Source organism: Paenibacillus sp. FSL H7-0442 (assembly GCF_038593105.1).
GTDB classification, from domain to species: domain Bacteria; phylum Bacillota; class Bacilli; order Paenibacillales; family Paenibacillaceae; genus Paenibacillus; species Paenibacillus polymyxa_D.
The window spans coordinates 5,064,048-5,090,156 of record NZ_CP151963.1 but is presented as its reverse complement, the minus strand read 5'-3'; the positions used below and the strand labels follow the sequence as shown (position 1 = coordinate 5,090,156).

At 37.5% G+C, this 26,109-nt stretch carries 17 protein-coding genes; 14 read left to right on the top strand and 3 right to left on the bottom strand.

All coding sequences use genetic code 11. The features are described from left to right. Positions 1-393: 393 nt before the first annotated feature. Complete coding sequence (locus MHH57_RS22545) at positions 394-3,624, top strand: lantibiotic dehydratase (protein ID WP_342434542.1); 3,231 nt, start codon at positions 394-396, stop codon at positions 3,622-3,624. After that, positions 3,602-4,942, top strand: coding sequence for a lanthionine synthetase C family protein (locus MHH57_RS22540; protein ID WP_342434541.1), 1,341 nt, complete (start codon positions 3,602-3,604; stop codon positions 4,940-4,942). The genes MHH57_RS22545 and MHH57_RS22540 overlap by 23 nt, the downstream gene beginning before the upstream one ends. Before the next feature lie 807 nt (positions 4,943-5,749). Here the strand turns inward: MHH57_RS22540 and MHH57_RS22535 are convergent. Both MHH57_RS22535 and MHH57_RS22530 read right to left on the bottom strand, forming a co-directional pair. After that, on the bottom strand, positions 5,750-5,893 hold the full coding sequence (locus tag MHH57_RS22535; RefSeq protein WP_342434540.1) for a hypothetical protein: 144 nt from the start codon (positions 5,891-5,893) through the stop codon (positions 5,750-5,752). Between the two features lie 317 nt (positions 5,894-6,210). Continuing rightward, positions 6,211-8,661, bottom strand: a complete 2,451-nt coding sequence (locus MHH57_RS22530) for an O-antigen ligase family protein (protein ID WP_342434539.1) — start codon at positions 8,659-8,661, stop codon at positions 6,211-6,213. A 150-nt stretch (positions 8,662-8,811) separates the two neighbouring features. Here MHH57_RS22530 and MHH57_RS22525 point away from each other — a divergent pair, with 150 nt between their 5' ends. From MHH57_RS22525 to MHH57_RS22490, 8 genes are all read left to right on the top strand, one after another. Continuing rightward, a complete protein-coding gene (locus MHH57_RS22525; protein WP_342434538.1) occupies positions 8,812-9,600 on the top strand; it encodes an ABC transporter permease in 789 nt (262 codons plus the stop codon). 10 nt (positions 9,601-9,610) lie between these two features. Continuing rightward, the gene (locus tag MHH57_RS22520) at positions 9,611-10,918 is read left to right on the top strand and encodes an ABC transporter ATP-binding protein (protein WP_342434537.1); all 1,308 of its coding nucleotides are present in this window, start codon (positions 9,611-9,613) and stop codon (positions 10,916-10,918) included. Positions 10,919-10,997: 79 nt separating this feature from the next. Continuing rightward, entirely contained in the window at positions 10,998-12,470 is a 1,473-nt protein-coding gene (asnB, locus tag MHH57_RS22515; RefSeq protein ID WP_342434536.1) for an asparagine synthase (glutamine-hydrolyzing), read from the top strand. Next, positions 12,467-12,880 carry an adenylyltransferase/cytidyltransferase family protein gene (locus MHH57_RS22510; RefSeq protein ID WP_013312205.1) on the top strand — a complete coding sequence of 138 codons (414 nt, stop codon included), beginning with the start codon at positions 12,467-12,469 and terminating at the stop codon, positions 12,878-12,880. The genes asnB and MHH57_RS22510 overlap by 4 nt, the downstream gene beginning before the upstream one ends. Before the next feature lie 42 nt (positions 12,881-12,922). Continuing rightward, a complete protein-coding gene (locus tag MHH57_RS22505; protein WP_342434535.1) occupies positions 12,923-16,759 on the top strand; it encodes a glycosyltransferase in 3,837 nt (1,278 codons plus the stop codon). A gap of 69 nt (positions 16,760-16,828) precedes the next feature. Continuing rightward, positions 16,829-17,965 carry a hypothetical protein gene (locus MHH57_RS22500; protein WP_342434534.1) on the top strand — a complete coding sequence of 379 codons (1,137 nt, stop codon included), beginning with the start codon at positions 16,829-16,831 and terminating at the stop codon, positions 17,963-17,965. A gap of 13 nt (positions 17,966-17,978) precedes the next feature. Next, positions 17,979-18,707 carry a sugar phosphate nucleotidyltransferase gene (locus MHH57_RS22495; protein WP_342434533.1) on the top strand — a complete coding sequence of 243 codons (729 nt, stop codon included), beginning with the start codon at positions 17,979-17,981 and terminating at the stop codon, positions 18,705-18,707. Between the two features lie 59 nt (positions 18,708-18,766). Further along, positions 18,767-19,867 (top strand): acyltransferase family protein, encoded by a 1,101-nt coding sequence (locus MHH57_RS22490; protein WP_342434532.1) that lies wholly within the window; start codon positions 18,767-18,769, stop codon positions 19,865-19,867. A gap of 71 nt (positions 19,868-19,938) precedes the next feature. Here the strand turns inward: MHH57_RS22490 and MHH57_RS22485 are convergent, their stop codons facing one another. After that, positions 19,939-21,813: a hypothetical protein gene (locus MHH57_RS22485; RefSeq protein WP_342434531.1), complete on the bottom strand. Its 1,875-nt coding sequence runs from the start codon at positions 21,811-21,813 to the stop codon at positions 19,939-19,941. An 83-nt stretch (positions 21,814-21,896) separates the two neighbouring features. Between MHH57_RS22485 and rfbC the strand changes: the two genes are divergently transcribed. The 4 genes from rfbC (at position 21,897) to MHH57_RS22465 (ending at position 25,466) form a co-directional block, all read left to right on the top strand. Continuing rightward, positions 21,897-22,442: a dTDP-4-dehydrorhamnose 3,5-epimerase gene (gene rfbC, locus MHH57_RS22480; RefSeq protein WP_342434530.1), complete on the top strand. Its 546-nt coding sequence runs from the start codon at positions 21,897-21,899 to the stop codon at positions 22,440-22,442. Between the two features lie 27 nt (positions 22,443-22,469). Beyond that, positions 22,470-23,489 carry a dTDP-glucose 4,6-dehydratase gene (gene rfbB / locus MHH57_RS22475; protein WP_342434529.1) on the top strand — a complete coding sequence of 340 codons (1,020 nt, stop codon included), beginning with the start codon at positions 22,470-22,472 and terminating at the stop codon, positions 23,487-23,489. A gap of 1 nt (position 23,490) precedes the next feature. Further along, a complete protein-coding gene (rfbD, locus tag MHH57_RS22470; RefSeq protein ID WP_342434528.1) occupies positions 23,491-24,363 on the top strand; it encodes a dTDP-4-dehydrorhamnose reductase in 873 nt (290 codons plus the stop codon). 191 nt (positions 24,364-24,554) lie between these two features. Then, the gene (locus MHH57_RS22465; protein WP_342434527.1) at positions 24,555-25,466 is read left to right on the top strand and encodes a glycosyltransferase family 2 protein; all 912 of its coding nucleotides are present in this window, start codon (positions 24,555-24,557) and stop codon (positions 25,464-25,466) included. Positions 25,467-26,109 lie beyond the last annotated feature (643 nt).

Below are 26,109 nucleotides of genomic sequence, written 5' to 3'. Positions count from 1 at the left end.
TAAGAAGTTTCGGGAAGATACTTTTTTGTGAAAAAAGGTAAAAATTTTAAATGATGTAATAAAAAGAAACTTTTTCTCTCTTGATGCGTCTTATATATTGAGAGATTGCTCCTTGAGGTTCTCTCAACTTTATCGAAGGGAGGGATTAAGATGAATTCTCCAGAATTAGTCTTTTTCGAACAAGAGGACACCTTTGATTTGGACTTACAAATTAATGATCTAACATTAAAGCAAGCGGCAAGTCCTTGCACAAGCACTGTAACTTGTAGTGTTTCTAGATGCCTTGGTACACATGTGACTTGTGAGTGTTGGTGCTAACTTTAAAAGAAATCTGACCCTGGATATTATTTCATACATCCAGGGTCTTTTACTTCAGGAGGAGGTTATCCTATAGTGGATAAAGTTACAAATATAAATATGTTTCAGTCATTAGATTTTTTTATGGTGAGAGTACCACTATTGCCTATTGATTTTTACTATAACTTATTCAGTGAAAGTACTACATATGATGTGACAAGGAACAAGGCTTTATCTTTGTTAACAGACCCTGTTATACGGGAAGCGATCACCATAGCCAGCCCTTCACTTATGAATTCTATCAATAATGTCCTAACCAATAAAAATACTAAAAAAATGAACACGGTGCTACGGGCAGTTGTGAATTATCTAATCAGGCTTTCTTCAAGAGCTACACCTTATGGGGTTTTTTCTGGGGTTTCTATAGGTCTCTTTTCGGAACTTAGCTGCTTGGAAGTGGGTGATACTAGGCAGAACAGGAAAATATCCCGTCCAGATATGGAATGGATCATGGGATTGGTTAGATATTTAGAGAAAGAGGGAAATGTGGTAAAACAGTTGGCGGTGCGGACTAATCCATCCTTGTATTTATCTGGTACAAGAATAAAATTGCCATTTTTAAACTATATTGAACAACACCACGATCCTGATGTAAAACGAATGAAAAGTAGTTCGATAAAAGTGTCCAAGCCGGTTCAGCTTGTGATGGATTATGCACAAACTCCGATTCCTTTTGCTAATCTAGTTAAGAAAATACAAGAAGAGTATCCCGAAAACAAAGAAACTTTAATAACTGAATTTCTGATGAAGCTATTGAATCAGGAGTTTTTAATTAGCAACTTGAGACCACCATTATGCATAGATAATATGGATTTGCCTTTTGAATATCTACGAAAACAGATAGCACCTATAAACAATATTGAATATATCAAAAAAGGTCTGGATGAAATTAGTGAAGAAATAAAACAATACGATGATTCTCCAATAGGTAAGGGGGAATCCTTGTACAATCAGCTATGTATAAGAATGAGAAAATTAGTTCCAACGAAAGAAACTTTGCAGATTGATATGGAGACAAAAGTAGAAGAAGCCTTTTTAAGCCAAAATGTCTCTAAAGATATTGCTAGATCAGCAGAGATCTTATGGAGGCTGTCGCCGGATTTGAGTAATCCTCATTGGACACAGTACCGAAATGATTTTATAGAGAAATATGGTATTGATTGTCAGGTTCCGATCTTAGAGCTTTTGGACGAAGATTTAGGGTTAGGGGCTCCGCCTGATTATAAATATCCTGAGAGTAGATATAGTTTAGAACACCCTATACTAAATGCAGAGAGAGAGAAGGTTCTGGCAAACTGGATTACAAATGTTATTAAAGAAGGAAAAATAGAAATAGAACTGACGGATAAAAAATTAAAGAGAATCGAGACTTTATCTGATGAGCTTTTGCCCCCTACCTCTATAGAAATGTATGTTACCATAGCAGCAAATAGCGAAGAAGCTTTGAAAAATAACGAATATAAGATCATTATCAACCCCAATTCGGGAAGTGCAGGTGCGGGTAAAACATTTGGAAGATTTGGACCAATCCTAGATAAGACTGCAAGAGAGAAGATCACGAACACGTATAAAATTCAAGAGGAATACAGAAAAGATGCTATATTTGCTGAACTTGTATATTTAACGGTCAATAGTAGACATTCTAACGTAGTGATTACCAACAAATCATGTAGTCACCAAATTGTGTTGGGAACTAATTATTCCAATGTAGATACTTCAAAACAAATTTCAATTTCTGATTTATATGTAGGATGTACCTACAATTACTTTTATTTAAAGTCACAGTCGTTGAATAAAGAGATAATCCCAGTTTCCACCAACATGCTAAATTACAATAATGCTCCCAATGTATACCGTTTTTTAATGGAAATTTCACAAGAAAGACACAGAAGCATTTTGCCTTTTCAGTGGGGAGGACTATCGGAATTCCCTATGCTGCCTCGTGTGAAATATAAAAACATAATTTTATCTTTAGCGAAATGGTCGCTTAATAAAAATAACGATGAATTAAAAAAATGTAAAAAAGAGGAGGATTGGATTGAGGGTTTTGAAAAGTGGAGAGGGGAGTGGCGCGTTCCAAGATATGTTTATATTACCACTTCTGTTTCAGATAACAGAGCACTAATTGATCTTAAAAATGAGTTTTTCATATTAGAGCTATTTGAGAAATATCATAAATTAAGTGATTCACAATCATTATGGTTAACCGAGAGTGGATTTGAACCAAGTGACGTATGGGCTAGAGGGAAAGAAGGGCGCTTTATCGCAGAGTACGTTATTCCCTTAGTAAGGACAAATGTAGAGGAACCTTTGACCCCGAAGCAGTGTGAAGATATGAATCTTATTCAAAGACCAATCAGAGAGCATTCAAACATTATATATTTACCGGGAAGTGAATGGCTTTATATAAAGCTTTATGGTATGTCTGAACGAGAGGAAGAGTTTATTGGCAATTACATTAGAACATTTTGTGAGCAGGTAGAGAATCAAGGAATAATAAATCGTTATTTTATTGTTAGGTATAAAGATCCGGATCATCATATACGGTTACGACTTCATGGTGAGGAATCCGTTGTTTGTAAACAACTAATCCCTGCTATTCATATGTGGGCTAGACGCCTAAAGGCTGAAGGTCTACTAAGTAAAATAATATTTGATTCATATGAGCCGGAAATTGAGCGATACGGTGGTAAACGTTTAATTAGTATAGCGGAGCGTTTTTTTGCTGTTGATTCGAAGATTACAGTAGAACTGGTCTCTTTAAAATATAACAATAAGTTGAATGTTCCTATAGAGATTATTGGTTTCATTAGTGTAATTGATATTTTAAATCAGTTTATACCAGCGGTAGAACGGCAAGTTACTTGGTTTCATGAAGAAGAATGGCATAAGGAGCATGTAAAAGATTTTATGAAGGATCGCACTTTTTATATAATTTTGTGCGATGTTTCGGACAATTGGTCCTCACTTAGAAATTTGGAATACGGGGACTACTTTTTATCTAAGTTTCAAGAGCGAAAAAAAATAATAAATGAATATAAAGAGGCACTTGAACATGAAAAGGATTTAACGAATACATTTTCCAATATTCTAGGTAGCCTCATTCATATGCATTTAAACCGTCTTATAGGTACGAATAGGAAAGTGGAAAGAAAGATAATGTCGTTGTTAAGTCATTCTTTATATCATTTTAATGAATCAATAAAGCACAAGAAAAAATGTATTTCAAAGGAGTTGAACGTTGATGACAGTAGTACAAAACAATAAGAGCCTGCATAACGATATTATGAAAATTGTAAGTGTTATAAGTGCCAGGTTGACTGACCCCCAGTATGTACAGACTATATGTTCTTCTGAGCAGAATCATGTAGCTAAACAAGAGGAGTTTAATTGGAATGATATAAGCCTGGCAACTGGATTTCCAGCAATCAGTATTTTGTATGGGAGATTAAGTACTGTATTAAAGGATGAGAGATTAAAAGATTATGCACACTCCTACCTTTTAAGTACTCGTGAATCATTAAAGAAATCAGGAGCGCCATTATCACTATGGGAAGGATTATCTGGTGTTGGGTTTGCCGCATATCTATTATCTGACAATGGTATAAAATACAGGAGATTTATCAACCAAATTAACACATTGATATTGCGTCATGGTAGTGCTGATCTACTGAATGCAAAAAGTAGGCTGGAATCAGGTACGTCAATTAATGATTATGATGTAATTTCCGGATGGAGTGGCATAGGAAGGTATCTGTTACTGTTTTCTGATATACCTGAAATTAGGGAGCTCCTTATTGGTGTTCTTGAGTATCTTGTTCTTCTAAGTAAAGATAGGATTATCAACGATAAACAAGAGGTTCCGAATTGGTATATTTCAAATAAATATTTACTTTCACATGAAAAGGATGAATATCCATTTGGATATTTTAATATGGGTTTAGCTCATGGAGTTCCTGGCCCCTTGGCATTATTATCTATAGCGTTACTTCAAAATATAAAGGTGCCTGGTCAAATAGAGGCAATTCAACGATACTGTGACTGGATAACAAAATGGAAATTGGAACAAACAGATGGAATACAGTGGCCCTTAATTATAAGCTACGAAGAATTTACAAACGATCAATTATACGCTAAAAAACATCGGGATGCTTGGTGTTATGGTTCGGCAGGTGTTGCGAGGAGTCTATTTTTAGCAGGTAGATCCATCGGGGATAGAAGCTTGGAGGTTTTAGCTGTAAACGCATTTAAATCGATATACAAAAGATCTATCGAAGAGTGGAATATTTATTCACCAACGGTATGCCACGGATATTCAGGATTATTGAAAATTACCTATCATATGTATCGGGACACACACGATCCTGAATTGCAAGAAAACTATCAAAGCTTGCTCCGAGCGGTCGTTAAAATGTTTGATGAAGAATCGGCATTTGGTTTTTATGATTTATATAGGGATTCTAATTCTACTAAGAATTTAAATTATGTAGGTTTACTTGACGGTGTTTCGGGAATAGCCATGACATTACTAGATTCTCTTTATCCTGATGAAAAGGATTGGGGGGCCAGCTTATTGATCTGCTAAGGTAATAAGTAAAGTGACAGATGAATTACTCAAACCACAGAGAGGAACTGGTTAGCGTTCTTAATCGATAACAGCGTTACAATTCCACTAAAAAGATGAACAATAAAAAGGGTTATCTCAAAGGCAGTTTTTTTATAGTGAAACAGCCTAAATGAGACGAATTATAATTAACTTCATGAGAAAAAGCGTAGGTTACAAGGCTGAATTAGTCCGAAACCTGCGCTTTTTGCTTCACTAGAGTCTGTAAAATAGTTTGTTTAGTAAAATGGAAGTCATAGAAAGGGGGGGAGAATACATGGGGCTTTGGTCAAAAGAGCAACTGCGAGCTTTCATTAAGGAGAAAAACCAGGTGACTCACAGGATGTGTAAAATGCCTCAAATGAACTGCTCGCGGAGACTCTTCAGGAGGTGTTGGAAGCAGAAATGGACGCGCACCTGGGCTAGGAGGAGCAAGATATCAAAGGTAAAATGACGCCAAACAGCCGTAACAGCAATAGCAAGGAAGAACGTCGTTAGTGAGTATGGCGAGCAGGAGCTTGCTGTACCTCGACGTGACGGGCGGCCAGCCAAATGAATGGAATAGCTCTTAAACGGCTTTGACGATTTGACGGGATGAGTAGATGCACTACATGTAGGCGTAGGCGTAGAGAATGACTTTGGTGAGCTTATTGCGATGATTGCTGTTTCACCCCCTTCAGGGTAGGCTGCGTCTAAGGTGTCATCGAACCAATTCAGGGTTTCACTTACGACGCGAGCGAGTTGATACTGATGACTTCTCGAATGGAATCAACCCAAGCAATGATGACTTTAGGTTCCACCTCTTTTCCAGTCCTTGTACTTTTTTTCTGCTTTTCCTTTTTCAAGCTCTAAAGAGAGTTCTGGACCTCTTCCGTAGCTGTATTGCTTACCTACAGGCTGCTCCAGACGGTATACTTCGTCCACCACATCCACGTCTTGAGCTGTGTCTTATTCCGTATTCCGAACTGCTCTATAACCTCTTTTACAGGTACTCATGCCAATCTAATTTCTATCACTTTCATTTTTATTTCTAACGGGTAACTCAACTCTAGTTGCCAACGCAAAAACACTTTCAAGGTTATCACCCTATCTTACGACAGGATTGCATTCTCTTGAAAGTGTTTTAATTGTCTCACGTTATGGCGTCAGTCCCTTTTACCAAGGATGGGCTTTTTTGTTTTTTAGGGCATCCCATCGATTTATGGGACAGCTTCAAATAAACAAAACAGAGAACAACTAAACTCCAGGGACTATTCTCTTTTCAGTTCGTTTATCAGTTCTTTTTCCTTGGGATCAGCTTGAATCAGCTTATCGTACAATGCTTTGTCATCTTGTCCCTGCTTTTGCAAAGCGGCAATATAGTATCGGGTTACCTCACGATTCGTAGCGTCACCCAGATCGTCCTTCAAGCCGTTTTTCAGGATGATGGCAGCCTCGGCGGGTTTACCTGACATGAACTCAATTTTTCCAGCACTGAGCGCAATGCTTGGAGTTACTTCAAAAGTACGTATCAATTGAATTTCAGGTGGAATCGTCTTAAGATGAGCTACCCCATCTAGAACCTGCTGATAAGCAGCAAGACCTGCTTGGAAATACTTCTGTTCCTTGGCTGAGTCCTTAGCCAATCGAGCTTTATTGCCAAATTCAAACGCTTGGGTAATCAGCAAATTGTACCAATCCAGATCCCAGGTGAAGTTAGCACGGTTATTTTCCAAAATGGCAAATGCCTTGTCATTGTTTCCTTTAGCTTGCTCAAGTCGCATTTTGATAAACAGCATATTTCTATTATACGGTTCTGCCTGCAGCCCCAAATCAACAATGGTCATACCGCCTGTATAGAACTCTTCGCGTTTGGTTTGCTTGTAGACCTGATAATACATACTAGACAAACCAACAATTGAATCAATATGAGTTGGGCGCAGATTCAAGTCCTTATTATAAGCAGCTTGTCGTTGTTCGAACGAATTGCTGCTTTCCAGCGCTTTTGCTTCCCAGGCAGCATTGCTGGCTTGTGCAAAGCGCAGCCCTACAAACAGAAGCACAATACTGAGAACACAAATGACGATACTATAAATCGGACGGAAACCTTCAGGCTTCATCGCCAAGCGTTTTACAGGTTGTGCATCCATTGCTGCAGCCATACCCCCGAGTCCAATAAACACCAGTATACCCATGAACACATAACTCATATTAAAGTCCAATAGACTATGGAGCAAAATGGACATTGCCAAGATCAGGTAAAGGAAGTGGCTATCCCGCTTTTCCTCATCGCTTTTGATGTAACCTTTAATGTATTTATAGAAAATATAAAGGATAAACGCCATAAAAATAATGAATCCAAGAATACCGGCCTCTACCAGATACTGCATGAAAAAGTTATGTGCCTGTGCGCTTGTGTAGCCATAGTCTTGATATTTTCCATACAGCGTAGCCCAACCGCCGCCACCTGCGCCAATCAACGGATAATCAGCAATTAGCTTGGAAGCATCGCGATAAAAGGTTATACGTTCCAGCACACTATGCTGTTGGAAGTTGATATTTTCCAGACGTGTCTCTACATTGGCTGGTAGAAAAGTTCGTAGTCCTGTACCAATGAGCAGGAACGCAATTACACCAATCACGACCACAGAGCCAACAGGCAGCCACAGATTAGAGAGTTTACGTGAGGCTAGACCGTGCATCCCTTTTTCCAAACGAGATCCCAGAGAGGTTTGTATAAGCCATAGAACAACTGCAGTCACCAAGGAAATCGCAAGAAGCAGTCCCCAGCCTTTAGCAGCCACAGCACCGTTGTAGGTCTGATTCAGCTGTAATCCCCAATTTGTAATAGGACTCAAAATAGCAAGTGAAACGACACCCGCAATTGCGCAATGCAAAAGCCATAAGATTTGCCGTGCTGGCTTAAAGAACAGAAGTAAAAGAACAAATACGACTGGCAGCATTATGAGACCACCACGTGAAAGTGTCAGGAACAGTGATACCAATATAGGCACCAGCATAAAGGCATGAGTCGCTTTTCCATACCACGTCTTCGACTTCATCAGACAAAAGATAGCTGCGAACAAAAATGCCATCAAAAATGCCGCATATGTATTCGCGTACTGGAAGACGGATGTGAGACGCGGACCATTAGTATCTATCTTTATGGCATCAACGTAGCGATTACCGCTTACCATTGTTGAGAACCAATCCACGAGTCGTCCGGCCAATACCCACTGTCCAAACCAGTTGATGAGGCCGAAGCCTATAATAATATAAGCTACGGTCATAATCGCGGTTTGGATGATCTGGTTGCTCAACCGATCTCGCAAGGCGTACAATGTAATGATGAAGAACGAGGCATAGATGCACTGCACCACTACCATGTTCATCGCGAGATAATGAGAAGCAGCAGAAATCAATGAAAGCACGAACGTCAGCGGAAGTAAGATAACTAGCACAGCCAACCAGTCTCTTTGATCTTCCAATTTGAATTTCTTATAATAGGTTACGATTCCCAATATCAGCAGAATCGTGCTGATGATCAAAGCCCAATACAGAGGTTTCTCAAAATCGAGCATTTGACCATTAAAAAGTGCAGCCTGGAAGGGGGCCCAAGCTAAGAACAAAATCATGCCAACAATTAACACCCAAAACATAGCCGGCCTTTTATCGTCACGGGTCGACGTTTTGGCCTGTTTCCCGTATACTGGATTCGACAAGGTTTACAATCTCCTTTTCTTGTAGATACGTCAACATTTTAGCATATCGTAGCTGTTAGAGCCATATCGCAACAATGATACTACCAAATTTTTACACATTTGTATTGTAAGAGACTTGCCAAACCATGTTTAAGGTCGTGACACACTCGTATGAATTTAACTCAAAACTTTTCTAAAAATTTAAAGCTACTCTGGGAATTGTCTAAAAAAGATATTAAATCTAGATACCTTGGTTCATTTATGGGGGTACTCTGGGCTTTTATACATCCTATGGTATCTATACTTGTTTATTGGGTCGTATTTCAGGTTGGTTTTAAAAATGTACCTATTGGAGATACTCCCTTTATACTTTGGTTATTAACAGGAATGGTGCCTTGGTTATTCTTTTCTGAAAGCTTAGCAACTGCAACCAATAGTATTATAGAAAACAATTATTTGGTAAAGAAGATTGTTTTCCGAGTTGGTTTGCTGCCGATGGTGAAAATTTTGTCTGCTCTTTTTGTACATGTATTTTTTATCATTGTTCTTTTCATTATGTTTAAAATATACAATGTTGAATTTACGCTTTACAACATTCAAATACTTTATTATTTATTAGCCACCATTTTTCTTTCCTTGTCCATTTCTTACATAACAGCGACATTAGTTGTTTTTGTAAAGGATGTTGGTCAAGTTGTTGCGGTATTTATTCAGCTATTCTTTTGGCTTACGCCAATCTTCTGGAATTTAAATATTGTTGAAGATAAGTATCAGTTTTTCTTTAAACTAAATCCTGTTTTTTATATCGTCGAGGGATATCGGGATACTTTTATTGATCACAAATGGTTCTGGGAGCATCCATCAATGACGATCTACTTTTGGGCTATTGTGATTATCGCAGGTACTATAGGAATCAAAATTTTCAAGAAAATGAAATCTCATTTTGCAGATGTATTGTGAGGAGAAAATGATGAATCAAACAGAATCAGTTGCTGTGGAAGTTAATAATGTCACTAAAATATATAAAATATATGACAATCCCAATGAGCGATTAAAAGAGGCTGTTCATCCCTTTAAAAAAAAGTATCATTCTGAATTTAAGGCCATCAGTGACCTGTCCTTTTCCATAAATAAAGGACAGGCGATTGGTATTATTGGTAAAAATGGTTCTGGAAAATCGACTCTTTTAAAGATGATCACAGGCGTGATTACTCCCACCAACGGAAGCATTAAAGTGAATGGGAAAGTTGCTGCTCTTTTGGAATTGGGCGCGGGTTTTAATCCGGATTTAACAGGAATGGAAAACATATACCTGAACGGAACCCTTATGGGGTATAGCAAAATAGAGATGGATGGAAAACTTGAATCTATTGTATCCTTTGCGGATATCGGGGACTTCATTAATCAACCAGTCAAAATGTACTCCAGTGGTATGTTTGCTCGATTAGCCTTTGCAGTAGCCATCAATGTTGATCCGGATATTTTGATTGTGGATGAGGCCTTGTCTGTTGGAGATATTTATTTTCAGGCTAAATGTATCACCAAAATGAAGGAGCTCTCCAAAAAAAGTACGGTTTTATTTGTCTCTCATTCCATGGATACCATTAAAAGTTTTTGTGATACAGCGCTGCTGATTGACAAAGGACACATGGTCGAGATTGGTCCTGTGAAACGAGTAGCACAAATTTATGAAAACATTGTTAACCAGGAAATTGCAGATATGAAACGAGTTCAATCTTTGGATATATTTGTTAATTCTGAAACAGATAAGAAGAGTTCGCTGTTGCTATTAGAAGAGGATCCTGCTTTTGCAAAACGTGCCAATGAGTTTCGCTCTGGAACGGGAGATGCGCGCTTTATAAGAGCGGACTTGCTAGTCAATGGAGAAGTTGTTAACCAGGTCCCTTTTGGCGAAATGGTTACTTTGCGTTTATTGGCACAATATTATAAAGATATAGATTCTGAGGGAACCATTGGCTACATGGTTAGAAACCATACTGGTGTCGATGTGTTTGGCATGAATATCTATAATAAAGCAAAATTAGTTCCGAAAATGCAAGCGGGGGGCATTCTGGAGGTTAACTTTAATTTCCGTAATCTATTATCTGAAAGTGGTAAATACACCATTTCTATTGGTTTGAAGCCTAAGCCTTTTGAGCCTCTTTATCTGGATAGCGTAAGTATAGCAGCTGTTTTTGAGGTTCCTAAGCCAGAGAATAATTACGTACCAGGATTAATATTTGTAGATAACACAATAGATTTGCAAGTCATTAATTAAGGCTGGTGATAAAATGTGTGGGATTTTGTTTTCGAATGTAGTCATAAATAAAGAAGTATTTCTTAATTCTTTAAATATAATGAAACACCGGGGGCCTACGGCCCCACTTTGTGTATATCAGAGTGAAAACTTTATGCTGGGGCATAACAGATTAAGTATCCTGGATTTGGATGAGAGAAGTGACCAACCTTTTTTCTCTGATGACGGAAGATATGTGATTATATTTAACGGAGAGATCTATAATTATAAAGAATTAGCCTCCAGTTATTCAATTCAAATGAGAACAAACTCAGATACTGAACTTTTATTGAAGCTTTATATTCAATATGGTCCCCAAATGTTGAATTGGCTTAATGGAATGTTCAGTTTTATTGTTTTAGACGTCCAGCAGAAATCATTTTTTGTAGCACGAGATCGTATGGGAGTAAAGCCGCTTTATTACAACAGATATGGGGATGAGTTTATTTTTAGCTCTGAAATTGCTCCATTGCTCCCATTAGTCCCCAACATTTCCATAGATCAAGAAGCCGAAAGACAATATAAAAAGATGAGATGCTTTTTTAATGATCGTACTATCTATAATGAAATAAAAGAGTTTCCGCCAGGATATTACTACGAGAATGGCGAATTTATTAAATATTGGGAAATGGATTACTCTGAAAAAGAGCCTCCTTCCGATGAGGAACTTGAGTTTCTAATTCGCTCTGCAGTAGAGTACCGTAAGATCGCAGATGTTGAAATTGGAAGTTACCTAAGCGGGGGATTGGACAGCACGATTATTACCGCACTTGCCAAAGTAGAGCATACTTGGACTGTTGGTTTTGAAGATTATAATGAGTTTCAGTGGTCTGAAATCGCAGCAACAAGATACAATACCATTCATCATCCGATATTGTTTGAACCTGATCACTTTTTATCATTAGCTCGAGAGCTTATAACTGTAAAAAAAGAGCCTCTATCTGTACCCAACGAGGTGTTACTGTATCATATGACTCAGCAAGCATCTGCTAAAAATACTGTCATATTAAGTGGAGAAGGCGCTGATGAGCTTTTCTTTGGGTATGACCGTATCTTCAGATGGGCTAGTAGCACTACAGACTTTGATATCCGGGCCTTTAGTGAACTCTACACCTACGGATCTGAAGATGATATAGAGATTGTAGAAGACGCTTTGGCACCTTTCATGAATTTAAAGTCGCCTCAAAAAATCGTAGCTGCATTCTTCCAACAAGCCCATTTGAGAGGGTTACTTAAAAGACTGGATAGTGCCTCAATGTTAAATTCCGTAGAAGCAAGATCTCCTTTCTTGGACTACAGATTAATCGAAAGGCTTGCAGGTGTAAACGCTCTGTACAAAATGAAGGATGGGGTTGTTAAGGCTCCTCTCAAGAGAATTTTTAAAGATATTGTCCCTGCAGAGATTGTAAACAGAAAAAAGGTGGGTTTTCCTGTTCAACTTGAAAAAGTCCTATCTTCTGAGAAAATTGAAGGGAAGACGACATTCGACAAATGGTTTAACTTCAATTTAACTACGTTAGGAGAAATCTTATGATTATCGGCTATACTTCCGGAGTCTTCGATTTATTTCATATTGGGCATTTGAATTTATTGAGAAATGCTAAATCACTCTGTGATAAACTCATTGTTGGTGTGACGACAGATGAGTTAGTTTCATATAAGTACAAAAAAGCAGTAATTCCTTTTGAGGAAAGAATTGAGATTGTCAGAAACATCAGCTTTGTTGATACTGTAATTCCTCAGGACTCCATGGATAAATTTGAGGTTTGGCAAAAACTAAAATATGACGTAATGTTCGTTGGTGATGATTGGTTTCAAAATGAACGTTGGGACCAGTATGAGTTGCAGTTTAAGGAAGTTGGAGTGAAAATTATATATTTTCCCTATACGAAGAGTACATCATCGACTTTACTGAATGAGACATTACTGAAATTAAGAAAATAAGTATAAGATTTTTGCCTGAAAGGAAGAGGTTTTGCAGTGAATATGAACAGATCTATTGCTTTTGTCATTCACAATCTAGTTTTATATGAAACGATTAAGCCTTTAATTGAGGAGTGTGAAAGAAAGCAGATCGTTTGTGATATTTACGTCCCTCACATTGAAGAAGAAGATTGGGGAGACATGTCCTTAGATACCTATCATTATTTGAAGGACAATGGTATAAAAGTGACTCTAACAAGCTCTGTACCTGACAAGGCATATAAAATAGCCTTCTATCCTTATCTCCCTTATTATTTGGAAGTTAAGTCCGATTATAAGTTTAGATATCAATATGGAATGGCTAAGCCAAACTGGAATTTAGACACATGGAGTCGAAATTTCGATTTTATCTTTTGTAATGGGCTGTATGACTCCTCGGTTCTGGCAGCGTACACTCAGACTGAAATCGTAGGAATGATTAAATACGCCAAATTTCAAAGGAAGAAGCGCGAAACGGATAAATATAATTTGCTTTATTTGCCTACGTATGGGAATGAGTCGTCTATTGAGCTTGTTATGAACCATATTGAAGAAATGTCAGATACCTTTAATATGAAGGTGAAATTGCATCATGGCACTTCTTTTTTGGAGCATGATCGGGTTAGTCTAGTTAAGTCTCATATTCCTGATGTGCTTGATCATAAGGCTTCTCTTGTTCATTTAATAGAGGAAGCTGATGTGATATTGTCTGACGGCTCTGGGGCTATATTTGATGCGCTGTTTACGGACACTCCAATTGTAATATTCCAACATCCCCAAACAGAATCTTTCGAGGGGATTTTACCTTTGGAAGAACAAATAGTTCAGCAAAACATTGTTCCTTTTGTGAGCGATAACGGCAATATTAAACAAACCTTACTTAATGCAATCTTAGATGAACAACTAATACAACAAAGAAGGAAATTTACTTTAGAGATGTTTCCGGTTAAAGGAAGAGAGACGATAGATAAGTGTATGGATGTAATTAGCAGATTTCTAAAAGATGACGTAGACCATGCTTATAGAGCAGGGCATACACGCCTGAATAATGAATTTAATGAATTACAAGCTCATAATCATGCTCAAAGCCAAGAAAATGAGCAGCAAAAACAACACATTGTTGAGCATATGGATCAGATTAACACATTGATTCAAACGCGAGATCATCAGGAAAATGTAATAAGCAGCATGTCAGCAGATTTTAAATCTCTGTCTGAAAAGAAAGACGAATTAGAACAGAAATATGTTCAACTTACACAGGATTATAATAATGAAAAAAACAACTTGGATATATTAAATCATCAATATAGACAACTATTTGGTCAATATAATGAACTGAACACCCAGTTCAGTGAGTTGGAAGAATATAATGGAAGACTGTCTACAGAGATTCACAATATTTATAACTCTAAAAGGTGGAAAATGGCGAATAAACTTAAACATATCTTACACAAGTCCAAAATGATATATGTTCTTAAGGGATATAGAGTATGGAAAAGTTATGGCACCACTATCTTATTGAAAAAGATAAAATCTAAAGTGTCGCATAAGCTTAAAAGAACGAACGCGGGGGATCAGCCAATTGATCTACGCAAAGATGAAGGGAATTACAATCAGTTATTAACCTGGTATGAGTATAAATTTTACAATTATAAAGTATCTAAAGATAACTCATTTTCTCTGGAGCTTGATAAGTTCGAGATTAAATTTGAGAAGGATCTTATATCGGTCGTCCTTCCTGTATATAACGGTGAGGATTATGTATCAAAAGCTATTGATAGTATTCTGCAGCAATCTTACAAGTATTTTGAACTCATTATTATTAACGATGGTTCAAAAGACTCAACGGCAGAAATTATTGATGAGTATGCTAAAGCAGATCATCGTATCAGAGTAGTCCATCAGGAAAATCGTAAAATACCAAGAACATTATCCAGAGGTTTTAAACTAGCCAAGGGTGAATATCATACGTGGACAAGTGCAGATAATATCCTCCCTGAAAATTTCCTGGAGAAGATGGTAGCTGATCTTAAAAGTGATGAAAATATTGGTATGGTATATGCGAACATGAGGTTAATCGACTCTGCTGGTCAAGTGATTTCCAACCATGGCTGGTATGAAGAACCACAGTTCAGTGGCAATGTTATGCTGCCTAAGTCTGCATTGGAATTAAACGTATATCCTAACAATACGATTGGTGCAGCTTTTATGTATAGGGCCAAGGTAACCCAGTTATTGGGTGACTATTCTAGTTATAAGCATACCCTTGAAGATTATGATTACTGGATGAGAGTGAACTCTCTATTTGAGCTCAAACATGTGACGTTCGATGAGCCTATATATGATTATCGCTGGCATGATAAGTCACTGACCGCTTTGGATCAAGAACTGGGCATCACCTCTAACAGATATAAACTCATGGTACTTGATGATTTTAGAAGAGATTTTTATCTGACCCCATTAGTATGGATCATTGAGGGAGATGCTACTGAAGTTGGTGAGTTTAAGAAGTGTGTTCTTGCTAAAGGACATACTGTGGTTGGAAGAGATGAAGTGAATACGATTATTGGTCTTAATTTGGCAACGCCTATTTGCTATTTATATATAAAAACAGGCGAAGTCCATGATTTTGAATTTATTGATTCTAATGCTTTATCGTCTATGTATGCACTGCTTATAGATAAATCAGAGCATTCAACAGATACATTTGTAGCTGACTATCCGTGGGATCTGAAAATAAAGGATAGAATGAATGGTGAAACAGATAACAGTTATGACTTTTTTGCACAGGATACGGAAGTTCTGTTCTCTCTTATAAATACGAAGGTTAAGAACGATCATTTGTACCGTATTGAGGCGGTCATTGAAAGTGAACCCGTTTATAATAAGGGATTATCAGTTATTATTTGCACTTACCAGCGGAGTGAAAAGCTATCGAATGCGATTAAATCTGTCATAGAACAGTCGTTGGATAAAGCGGACTATGAAATTATCGTTGTAAATAATGATTATTTGAATGATGAGATTCATCATTTGGTTCGTGAGTTCAGAGCAACCTATAATATTGACGAATCCTTCCTGCGATATATGGAAGCTCCATTAAAAGGTCTTTCCTTTGCACGTAATGTTGGCTTATTTGGGGCAGAAGGAGAGGTCATACTCTATATTGATGATGACGCTATTGCAAACTCTAACTTGCTTGAGGAAACCATCAGAGGGTTCTCAGATCGTCCCGATATCGGGGTCATGGGTGGGAATATTATACTCAATTTACACGAGGAACGGCCTGAAGTGGTTAAACCAGGTACTGAAGCATACTGGAGTCAGCTTATTGTGGAAGGCGAAGAAATTATCGATTCTAATTTTCAGTGGGAGTTCCCTTATGGAGCCAATTTTGCGGTTAGACATGCTGCGCTAATGCGAATTGGAGGCTTTAGAAGCGCCTATGGGCGTAAAGGAAACAATTACGCTGGAGGAGAAGAAATTGTTGTATCTTTTGCTATGAGAGAAATCGGATATAAGGTTGGTCTTAATCCTAAAATGAAGGTCATTCATGATGTGGACACCTCCCGATATACTGTTGAGCATGTTAGAAAGACAATGCGAAACAGTATTTTAACTAATTACCAGTTGCAAAAGGATCTGTATGCGCCGATGGAATCGGATATTGAGGCAGATAAGAATCACCTCGAAATTGTTAAAGCTGAATTAGATCATTTGCAGAAGATTCCGACTAAAAATCGAGACGTTGAAATTGATATTCTGTATAAACAATACACAGTTGAAGCGTATGAAGAATTAATACAAATGAAGGAAAACGATATAAATTCCCGAAAACAGTTGGCAAGAGCATATAGATAATTAATAAAAATTTAAAGGCGCCTCTTTTATAAAAAATAAGGGGCGCCTTTATTAGTATGGAGCGGTTAAATGAAAATTTTATATTTCTCTCCAATCTATTGGAATGATTTAAAACAACGTCCGCAACATTTGGCCGAAGAGTTTGCTAAAATGCCGGGGGTTCACATCACCTTTGTAGAACCATCCATTAGCATACTTAATAGTATTGTAAGGCAGAACTCAGATTATAAGAGAAGAAATCAAATCATTAATGATAGTCTTCAAATATTCAGGCCTTCGGGCAGTCTGAGATTCCCTAGAAGCTGTGAAAGCCTAGACATATTCCATTTGAATCAATGGTTTGAAAAAAGACAGTTGAAAAATTTAGTTTCCAGTGCAGATATCATTTGGTTAGGAAGTCCAGTCTTTTATCCTCTTATTAAATCAAATAATAGTAAGAAGATTGTATTTGATCGAATGGACGACTACGTATTTCTAACTAACAATGCGTTAATGAAGAAATTACTCGAAAAGTGGGAACTTGAATTACTTGCTAAGGCGGATCTGGTTATTTCTACAAGTAATCATTTGCATAAGCATTCTCAAACATTGTGTAGACAATCTTATTTAGTGAAAAATGCTGTGGATACAGCTATACTAAACATAAATGTAGATAGTTTGGTTGCTGATGAATTGAGACGTTTAAAGCAAGAGGGCTACTATATTTTTGGCTATGTGGGAGCGATTGACCACTGGTTTGATGTAGAAGCGGTTAAGGCTATTACTGATTTTGATGAGAAATTTGTTGTATGTTTGGTTGGGAGAAATAACCTGAATTATAATTTTGAACAGCATAATAGGATTAAATATTATGAGACTGTTCCTAAATCAGAAATTGGTGCGATTATTAATGCTTTTGATATTTCTTTATACCCCTTTTTGAGGAATTCGGATAGAATTGATACGATCAATCCAGTAAAAGTTTATGAGTATTTGAGTTTTAATAAAGTGATATTAGCGGTGGATAGCGAAGAAACAAGGCTTTTAAATTGGGAAGGGATTAATTTATATAATAGTTTAGAGGAAATAAGAAAATATCTAAAGGATATAGATACCCTGCAACGCCCTTTTTATGATCAAGAGCAACTAGAGAACTTCGTAGTCCATAATAGTTGGGAAGCTCGTGCAAAAACCATTATGGAGCTGCTTATAAAAGAGCTTCAATAGGAGGAACTTAGATATGAAAGGGATTATATTAGCTGGAGGGACCGGATCTAGGTTATACCCCCTTACTAAAGTTACAAACAAACATTTGTTGCCAATTGGTAAATACCCGATGATATATTACTCTATTGATAAGCTCAAAAAGGCGAATATAAATGATATTTTAATCGTTACCGGAAAAGAACATATGGGAGATGTGGTTAATCTCTTAGGAAGTGGTGTCGACCTTGGAGTTACTCTGACTTACAAAGTGCAAGATGAAGCCGGGGGGATTGCACAGGCTTTGCTTTTAGCTGAGCATTTTGTTGGCAATGACAAGATGGTTGTTATTTTGGGGGACAACGTTTTTAAAGATGATATATCATCGTTTGTTGAAAAATTTAAAATTCAAGAATCAGGGGCGAAATTACTACTTCATAAAGTGCCTGATCCTAATCGCTATGGAGTACCAGAACTACAAGGAGATAACATCGTAAATATTGAAGAAAAGCCGGAGATTCCTAAGAGTGATTATGCAGTTACGGGCATTTATATGTTCAACCACTCTGTTTTCAATATCATCAAGACCTTGACTCCTTCAGCAAGAGGAGAATATGAAATAACTGATGTTAATAACGCTTATATTCAACGAAACCAACTTACATTTGATATTTTAGAGAACTGGTGGACTGATGCGGGAACACATAGTTCTTTGATGCTTGCTAACAAATTAGTAAGTGAAATGAATTATGAGTTGTTTTCTTAGTATTATCATAAAACTAAAGATATCATATGCTAAATAATTAAGAAAGTGAGACTGTTTAAATGCAAATTGTGAATGCTCTTCCAACTAGAATAAAGTGGGTGGATGTACTAAAGGGATTAGCAATTGTTTTTTTAGTATTCTCACATTTGGTGCCCCATGGTTTTAAAGGTAATGAGATGATGGAAAAGAGCTTTATTATAGGTTATTTTTATTCCTTCCATATGCCTCTTTTCTTTTTTGCTTCCGGGTTTACTTCTAATTTTCAGAAGTATAAGTTTAGTAGTTTTCTGTGGTCTAAAATCAAAACAATCCTTTTACCATATACGACTCTTTATATATGCTCATTATTGTATTTTGGTTGGATGCATTGGATGGGGATTGTCGGAACGCTTGATCCGATGGTTGTTATTGAAGCTTTTTTATATGCAGATGGAGATCACTTAGGTATTTTAAATATGTCTCTTTGGTTCCTACCTTGTCTCTTCTTAGCCCAGATCATTTCGTTCTTAGTCTTGAAAATTTCGTCTAAAAGAAGTTATATGTATGTATTTTGGATCTTGCTAACCATACTTGGTGCATTCTTAAGTAAGCTTGACACACATGCACTTCCTTGGTCATTTGGCACGTCCATTAATGCAGCGTCTTTAATTATTTGTGGTTATATATTCAGGTTGAATGAACAATTTTTTATTGAAAAAATCAGAATTAACAAACCATATTTTGCTTACGCAGCGGGCTTCTTGGGTCTTATATTATTTTTAGTAAATGATAAGCCGGGCATGTCAGGAAATTACTATGGACATAATTATGTATTATTTTATCTGTCAGTATTGGCTAGTTTAATATTTTATATATACTTATCCAAAAAAATCGAGTCATCTAGCTTACTGTCCTATTTTGGTAAAAATTCTTTAATTATATTTGGTCTGCACGGTTTAATACTTAGCTTCTGGGAGAATGTGAATTTTTACGAGAAGTTTTCTGCTAAAACAAATATGTATTTAGATGGAATTTCATTTGTTGTTATTTCTACCTTACTTGTCTTCCTAAGTTGTATTCTTTTTATTGAACTATTTAATAGGTTCTTACCTTTCCTGATTGGCAAAAAATTTAGTTTTGGCAGTTCTAAAACAACAACTATTCCTTGTAAGAATATTTAATGATTAACATACAAAAAAAGCCCCCGATTTTTTTGAGGGCTTTTTTTGTATGCATCGACATCTGTATTGAATTAGAAAAGATCTGGATTATCAGGGTATATTTTTTTGAATTGTGAACGTATTAGTTCAACTTTTTCCTTCGTGATGGATGATGTCTTTTTCAAGACTATGGCTTTTACATCATTATCAAGAGTATAGCTCTTTAAAGATTTAAAATTATCTTTAAGTGATCCGTTCATTACCTCTTCTGCGAGTATACCTACAACTTTTTGACCACTTTCACCTAAATGGTATTGTGTAGGTAATGCGATCACGACATAATCAGACTCAAAAAACGACACTGGAAAACCATCTCTTAAATCCACGTGATGGGTCAGATTCATAAATGGAAGAGCGTTGCTATTGTCAGGCATTTCAATCTGTCTGAGTATGTCATCATTAAGAATTCCAGAGCTAGACAGAACATATATTTTATGCTGCTCTGATGAGATTTCCTTAAGATAAGCTGTTAATTGTTTTAAAACAGGTATATCTGTTCTTACTCTAGGTGTTTGTTTAAAGTCACTGTATAAAGAAGAAAAATAGGTAACAGGTCGTGCATTTACATTAGTGAACGTTACCAAGAAATTACAAGCGACTAAATAAACTAGAATAACTAAGAAAACATTTTTTGCATATTTTATCTTGGACGAATAGTTTAGAATAAGAATAACGCCACAAATAAATAGAATTAATACGTTCACTGTAAGAAGATAATAATGCTGAGAAGCTAAACTTTGAATTCTTGTAAAAAGAAAGTAAGTAATAAATAAGTTCGTAACTAGGAAGATTGATATATACCTAGTTTTACTAATAAATAACAAGCCTATGCAACCAACAAGAGCTATCAGAAAAATGAAGGCACCATAATGATAAAATAAATTCTGTAAGTTACTTAAGACGTCACCAAAATAATAAGCTGAGTAGGCGTTTTTAAAGTTATTGGTTAGGGCTCTTTGAATAAATTCATTGAAGAATATAATAAGAAATAATGCGCTTGAAGATCCTATAATGAAAAAATTTAAAATAACCTGCAAGAGCTGTTTGAAGCGAAACTCTTTTTCTAGAATCCATTTGAACAAAAAAGCGATACTGATCGAGCCAAAAAGAGATACGATCCAAAACCCATACCATCTTCTTGTGAATGTTAGTAATACCAAGCAAGCAGCTAAGAGTAAAACTGCTTTTAAATTTAAGCGTTCAAAGTCATTATTAAATAAGATAACAAGCGACAAGCAAATAAAAATAAGTCCTATAGAATCCAGATATCCACCTAACATAGGAGCTATCATAATTGGAAAGGTAAACGTAAGTACAAAGATCATGAAAATGTTCAATTTTGTGTTTAACTGGATTTGATCAGCAATCTTGATACATAATAAGAAAAGTATTAAACAAGAAGGATACAAGAAGCAGGTATAGATTGCCAAGACATAGCTCATGTAGCTTGTACCTAAGAACTTTAATGGTAAAGAGAGAAAGATTGTTGGGAAAACGGAATAATCATCTCTTAAAATGCTTGCATAGATTTGTTTAGAAGCTGCTATAAAATCTGTACTTAAAAGGTTGTTAAATTGTATGGATGTATTCCAATAGGCTGAAAAGTCCCAATAATAAATGAAATGTTCCCTTTGAAGGAAGGCGTAAATGAATATTATTCCAACTAGATAACCGACAAAAGCTAGGTACTGCACCATTATTTCTTTCTTGGCATATGTTAAGATACCACTAATGTGTAAAATGTATGTAGCACCTATGACAAACGACTGTGCAATATTTAGACCGAATAATATGGAAATATAGTAAGAATCGACTTTAAACAGTATTAGAATAGGGATAAGTAGCCACATCAAAACCAAATAGGACCAAACAAAATTTTTATTAACTCTCGATAAATTCAAAAGCATATTCCCTCCCAATATAGTGTGCTTATTAATTTTATAGTAATCATAAATGAAAGTATATACTCAAGATGTTGGAGGTTTCGTGAATGATAATAAAGGAAGTACTTTCAGGTGCAAAAATCATTGAACCCGTGGTTCATGGTGATCACCGTGGATTTTTTATGGAAAGTTACAATGAACAGATCATGAAAGAAAACGGGATTGGTCATGTTTTTATTCAAGATAACCACTCCTTGTCTGCAGAAGCTGGTGTGATTCGTGGCTTGCACTACCAGCTTAATCCTAAAGCACAGACCAAACTCATTCGTGTGCTTTCTGGAGCTATCTACGATGTGATTCTGGATATTCGTAAAAGTTCTCCAACATTCGGTCAATGGGTCGGAGTGATTTTAAGTGAGCATAATAGACGTCAGCTACTGGTGCCTAAAGGGTTTGCTCATGGGTTCTGTACGCTTGTTCCAAATACTCAAGTGCTGTATAAGGTAGACGAGTATTACTCACCCGAAAATGATCGGGGAGTTCTGTGGAATGATCCTGCACTAGGGATTGATTGGCCAACTTCTCATGCTATTCTTTCAGAGAAGGATCAGAAGCATCCGGCACTGGCCGACGCTGACATTAATTTTGATTAGAGGAATAATAAGATTTAGGAGGTCTGTATGAAACTTCTTGTCACCGGCGGGGCCGGATTTATAGGCAGTAACTTTGTCTTGTATATGTTAAAACACCATCCAGATTACGAAATTGTAAATATAGATGCTCTTACCTATGCAGGTAACCTGGAAAATTTGAAATCCATTGAAAATAACCCCAAACATAGCTTCATCAAAGTAGATATTACCGACGCACAAGCGATTGACCAACTGATGCAGCAGGGAATTAATGTGGTGGTTAATTTTGCAGCGGAGTCACATGTGGATCGGAGTATTTTGGAACCGGAAGTGTTTGTGAAAACAAACGTATTAGGTACGCAAGTGCTACTGGACGCAGCCAAGAAGTATAACGTGACCAAGTTTGTACAGGTATCAACAGATGAGGTGTATGGTTCTCTCGGAGAAACAGGATTGTTTACGGAGGAAACTCCGTTGCAACCCAATAGTCCTTATTCTGCATCCAAAGCAGGTGGCGATCTGCTAGTTCGTGCATATCATGAAACCTTCGGTTTACCAGTGAATATCACGCGTTGTTCTAACAACTATGGTCCATACCAGTTTCCTGAAAAATTGATCCCGCTAATGATCTCTCGTGCACTGAGTGATCAACAGCTACCAGTATACGGGGATGGCTTGAACATTCGCGACTGGTTGTATGTAGAGGATCATTGCAGCGCAATTGATCTGGTCATTCATCAGGGTAAACTGGGTGAAGTATACAATATCGGGGGAAATAACGAGCGGACAAATGTGCATATCGTCAAAACGGTATTGGAGGAGCTGGGCAAGCCAGAATCTCTGATTTCGTATGTGCAGGATCGTCCAGGTCATGACCGCCGTTATGGTATTGATCCAACGAAGACGATGAATGAGTTGGGCTGGAAGCCAAAGCACTCTTTTGAAACCGGCATTAAAGAAACGATTCGCTGGTATTTAGACAACGAAGAATGGTGGACTCGCATTCAATCTGGCGAATATCAACAATACTATGCAAAGCAGTACGGTTCCCGCTTGGGGGATGCGTAGAATGAAGGTATTGGTCACTGGAGCATCCGGGCAACTTGGTAAAGACGTAGTAAAGGTTTTTCAAGAGCAAGGACATGATGTCCTTGGTTACGATCGGGAACAATTGGATATCACGGATTTGCAGCAGACTGTGAAAATTGTAGGACAATATCAACCTGATGCCGTAATCCACTGTGCAGCGTATACGGCTGTGGATGCAGCGGAGACCGATGTAGACGGGGCTTATCAAGTCAACGCGGCAGGTACACGTAATATGGCTCTGGCTGCGGAAAAGGTTAGAGCCAAGCTGGTTTATATCAGCACAGATTATGTGTTCGATGGAACGGCAAAACAGCCATATCATGAGTACGATAATACCAATCCACAGAGTATCTACGGAAAGTCCAAACGTGCGGGAGAAGTGTTGACCCAAACACTTTCCTCCAGGTACTTTATTGTTCGTACATCTTGGGTATATGGATTGCACGGGAACAATTTTGTGAAAACGATGCTGAAGCTTGGACAGGAGAAGCCGTTCCTGCAGGTGGTGAATGATCAGAAGGGTTCACCTACCTATACGGTGGATTTGGCACGTTTTTTGGCGGAATTGATTCAAACGGAGAAGTACGGCATATACCATGCATCCAATAGTGGTTCCTGTACCTGGTATGAATTTACGCAAGCTATTTTACAGGATGCGGCGGAAATATTAGATGCCAAGATCACAGCGAAATTGGAGCCGTGCAGCACAGAGCAATTCCCCAGACCGGCAGCGCGGCCATTCAACTCTGTTATGGAGCATATAGCGATCCGAACCAACGGGTTAAATGATTTGCGCGACTGGCGTAAGGGATTGCGTGATTTTTTGCAGGAGTGTCTTAGTAAATCCGAGTAATTAAAACCTTATTATAAATATCAGCAATCTCCCATCAGTTCATGATTGGGAGATTTTATTGTATTAAAGTCTATGTTGATTAAGGACAATGAGCATTATAATGTATAAGCAGATGGAACCTATTGTCCCGCTATTACACAATTTAAAAGAAGGAGGTCATTACTCTGAACAGACCTATCATACAAATTTTATTGTCTACATATAATGGAGCAGCTTATTTAGATGAGCAAATCGAAAGTCTCATCAATCAAAAAGACGTAGAAGTTCAGATTTTAATTCGTGATGATGGCTCGACAGATGATACGGTTGCCAAGTTGAGCGCCCTGAAGCAACGTTATCCTCAACAGATTATTTTATGCCTCGAAAGCAATGTAGGGGTTATCAAAAGCTTTTTTGATTTGATTCAAAGATCGTCTGAGACATTCGACTATTACGCTTTTTGTGATCAGGATGATGTGTGGATGCCGAACAAACTTGCTCAGGCTGTGGCTCATCTCAGGGATCAGGATGGGAGTCGGCCGTTGATGTACTGTTCTGCTACACAAATGGTCTCTCAAACATTGGAACCACTTAAAGTATGGCCAGCGAACATCCCCCGACCTGTATCCTTCTATAATGCTCTCATTGAGAATGTATGTGTAGGTTGTACCATGGTGATCAATAAAGAAACACTCCAACTCGTGAAAAAGAGAATTCCGACTTCTTTGGATAACATTATCATGCATGACTGGTGGATTTACTTATGCACCTCCTCTTTTGGTGAGGTTGTTTTTGACCCCAAGCCGTCCATTTGGTATCGGCAGCATCAAAACAATGTGTTGGGAGGTTCTACCGATGGCTGGATTAGCAAGTGGAGGAAAAGACTAAGTAGATTTTTAAAGGGAAAAAATCGCTATATTTTAAGCAAACAAGCCCAGCAATTTATTCAGCTTTATGGACAAGACATGACTCCTCAAATGTATAAAGATATGGATCAATTCCTGGACAGCTACCAAAAGGGCGTATTTTCTCGTATGAAATATATTTGGCAGTCTCCATTTTATAGACAGTCACGGTTGGACAACTGGATTTATAAGTTGGTTTTCGTATTGAGGAAGTTATAGAGGTATGGAAAGAAAAATATTGAAACTTTTTTCCATATATAAGCGTCAAATAGTCAAAGGTGCAAATGAATACTAGATAAAATACCATCGAATGCGTGTTCCTTTATGGAAAAATATAGTATAATTGAAACGTGCAACCGATAGAGCTGGCAAGGGCGGTCGGCTAACTCTCCCGAGGAGGGGGGTGAAGCCTGTGACAGTGTTTGAGGCGCTCAGTTTAATGCTGACGTTCGGGGCGTTAATCGTCACACTGTTAGAGTTTAACAAACGAAAATAGACCGCCCCCGCAAGGAAGGGTCTATTTTCGGCCTGATTGTTCCAAAACCGTCCGCTCTTGGAGCGTTGGTTGCGCAGGGGCTGGCTGGCACCAGCCCTTTTTCCATGTATATCTTACCACGATGAATTTTAGACCTCAACCGAGGATTTTACAAAAATCTAATAAACGACTTCCAATGAACAATATATAGATCGAAATGATTTCGTTTGTCTATATTTGCGCTTTGGAGTGACAGGAATCGAATTTTGCATAATCCTTCTAAACTATGTAAGGTTACAAGTTATGTGCTTTTTTGCGCCCCGTGGTCTGCGCGGTATGCTATAATAGGCGATAGTAGAATAGATTACTGAATTTGTCAGGAGCGTT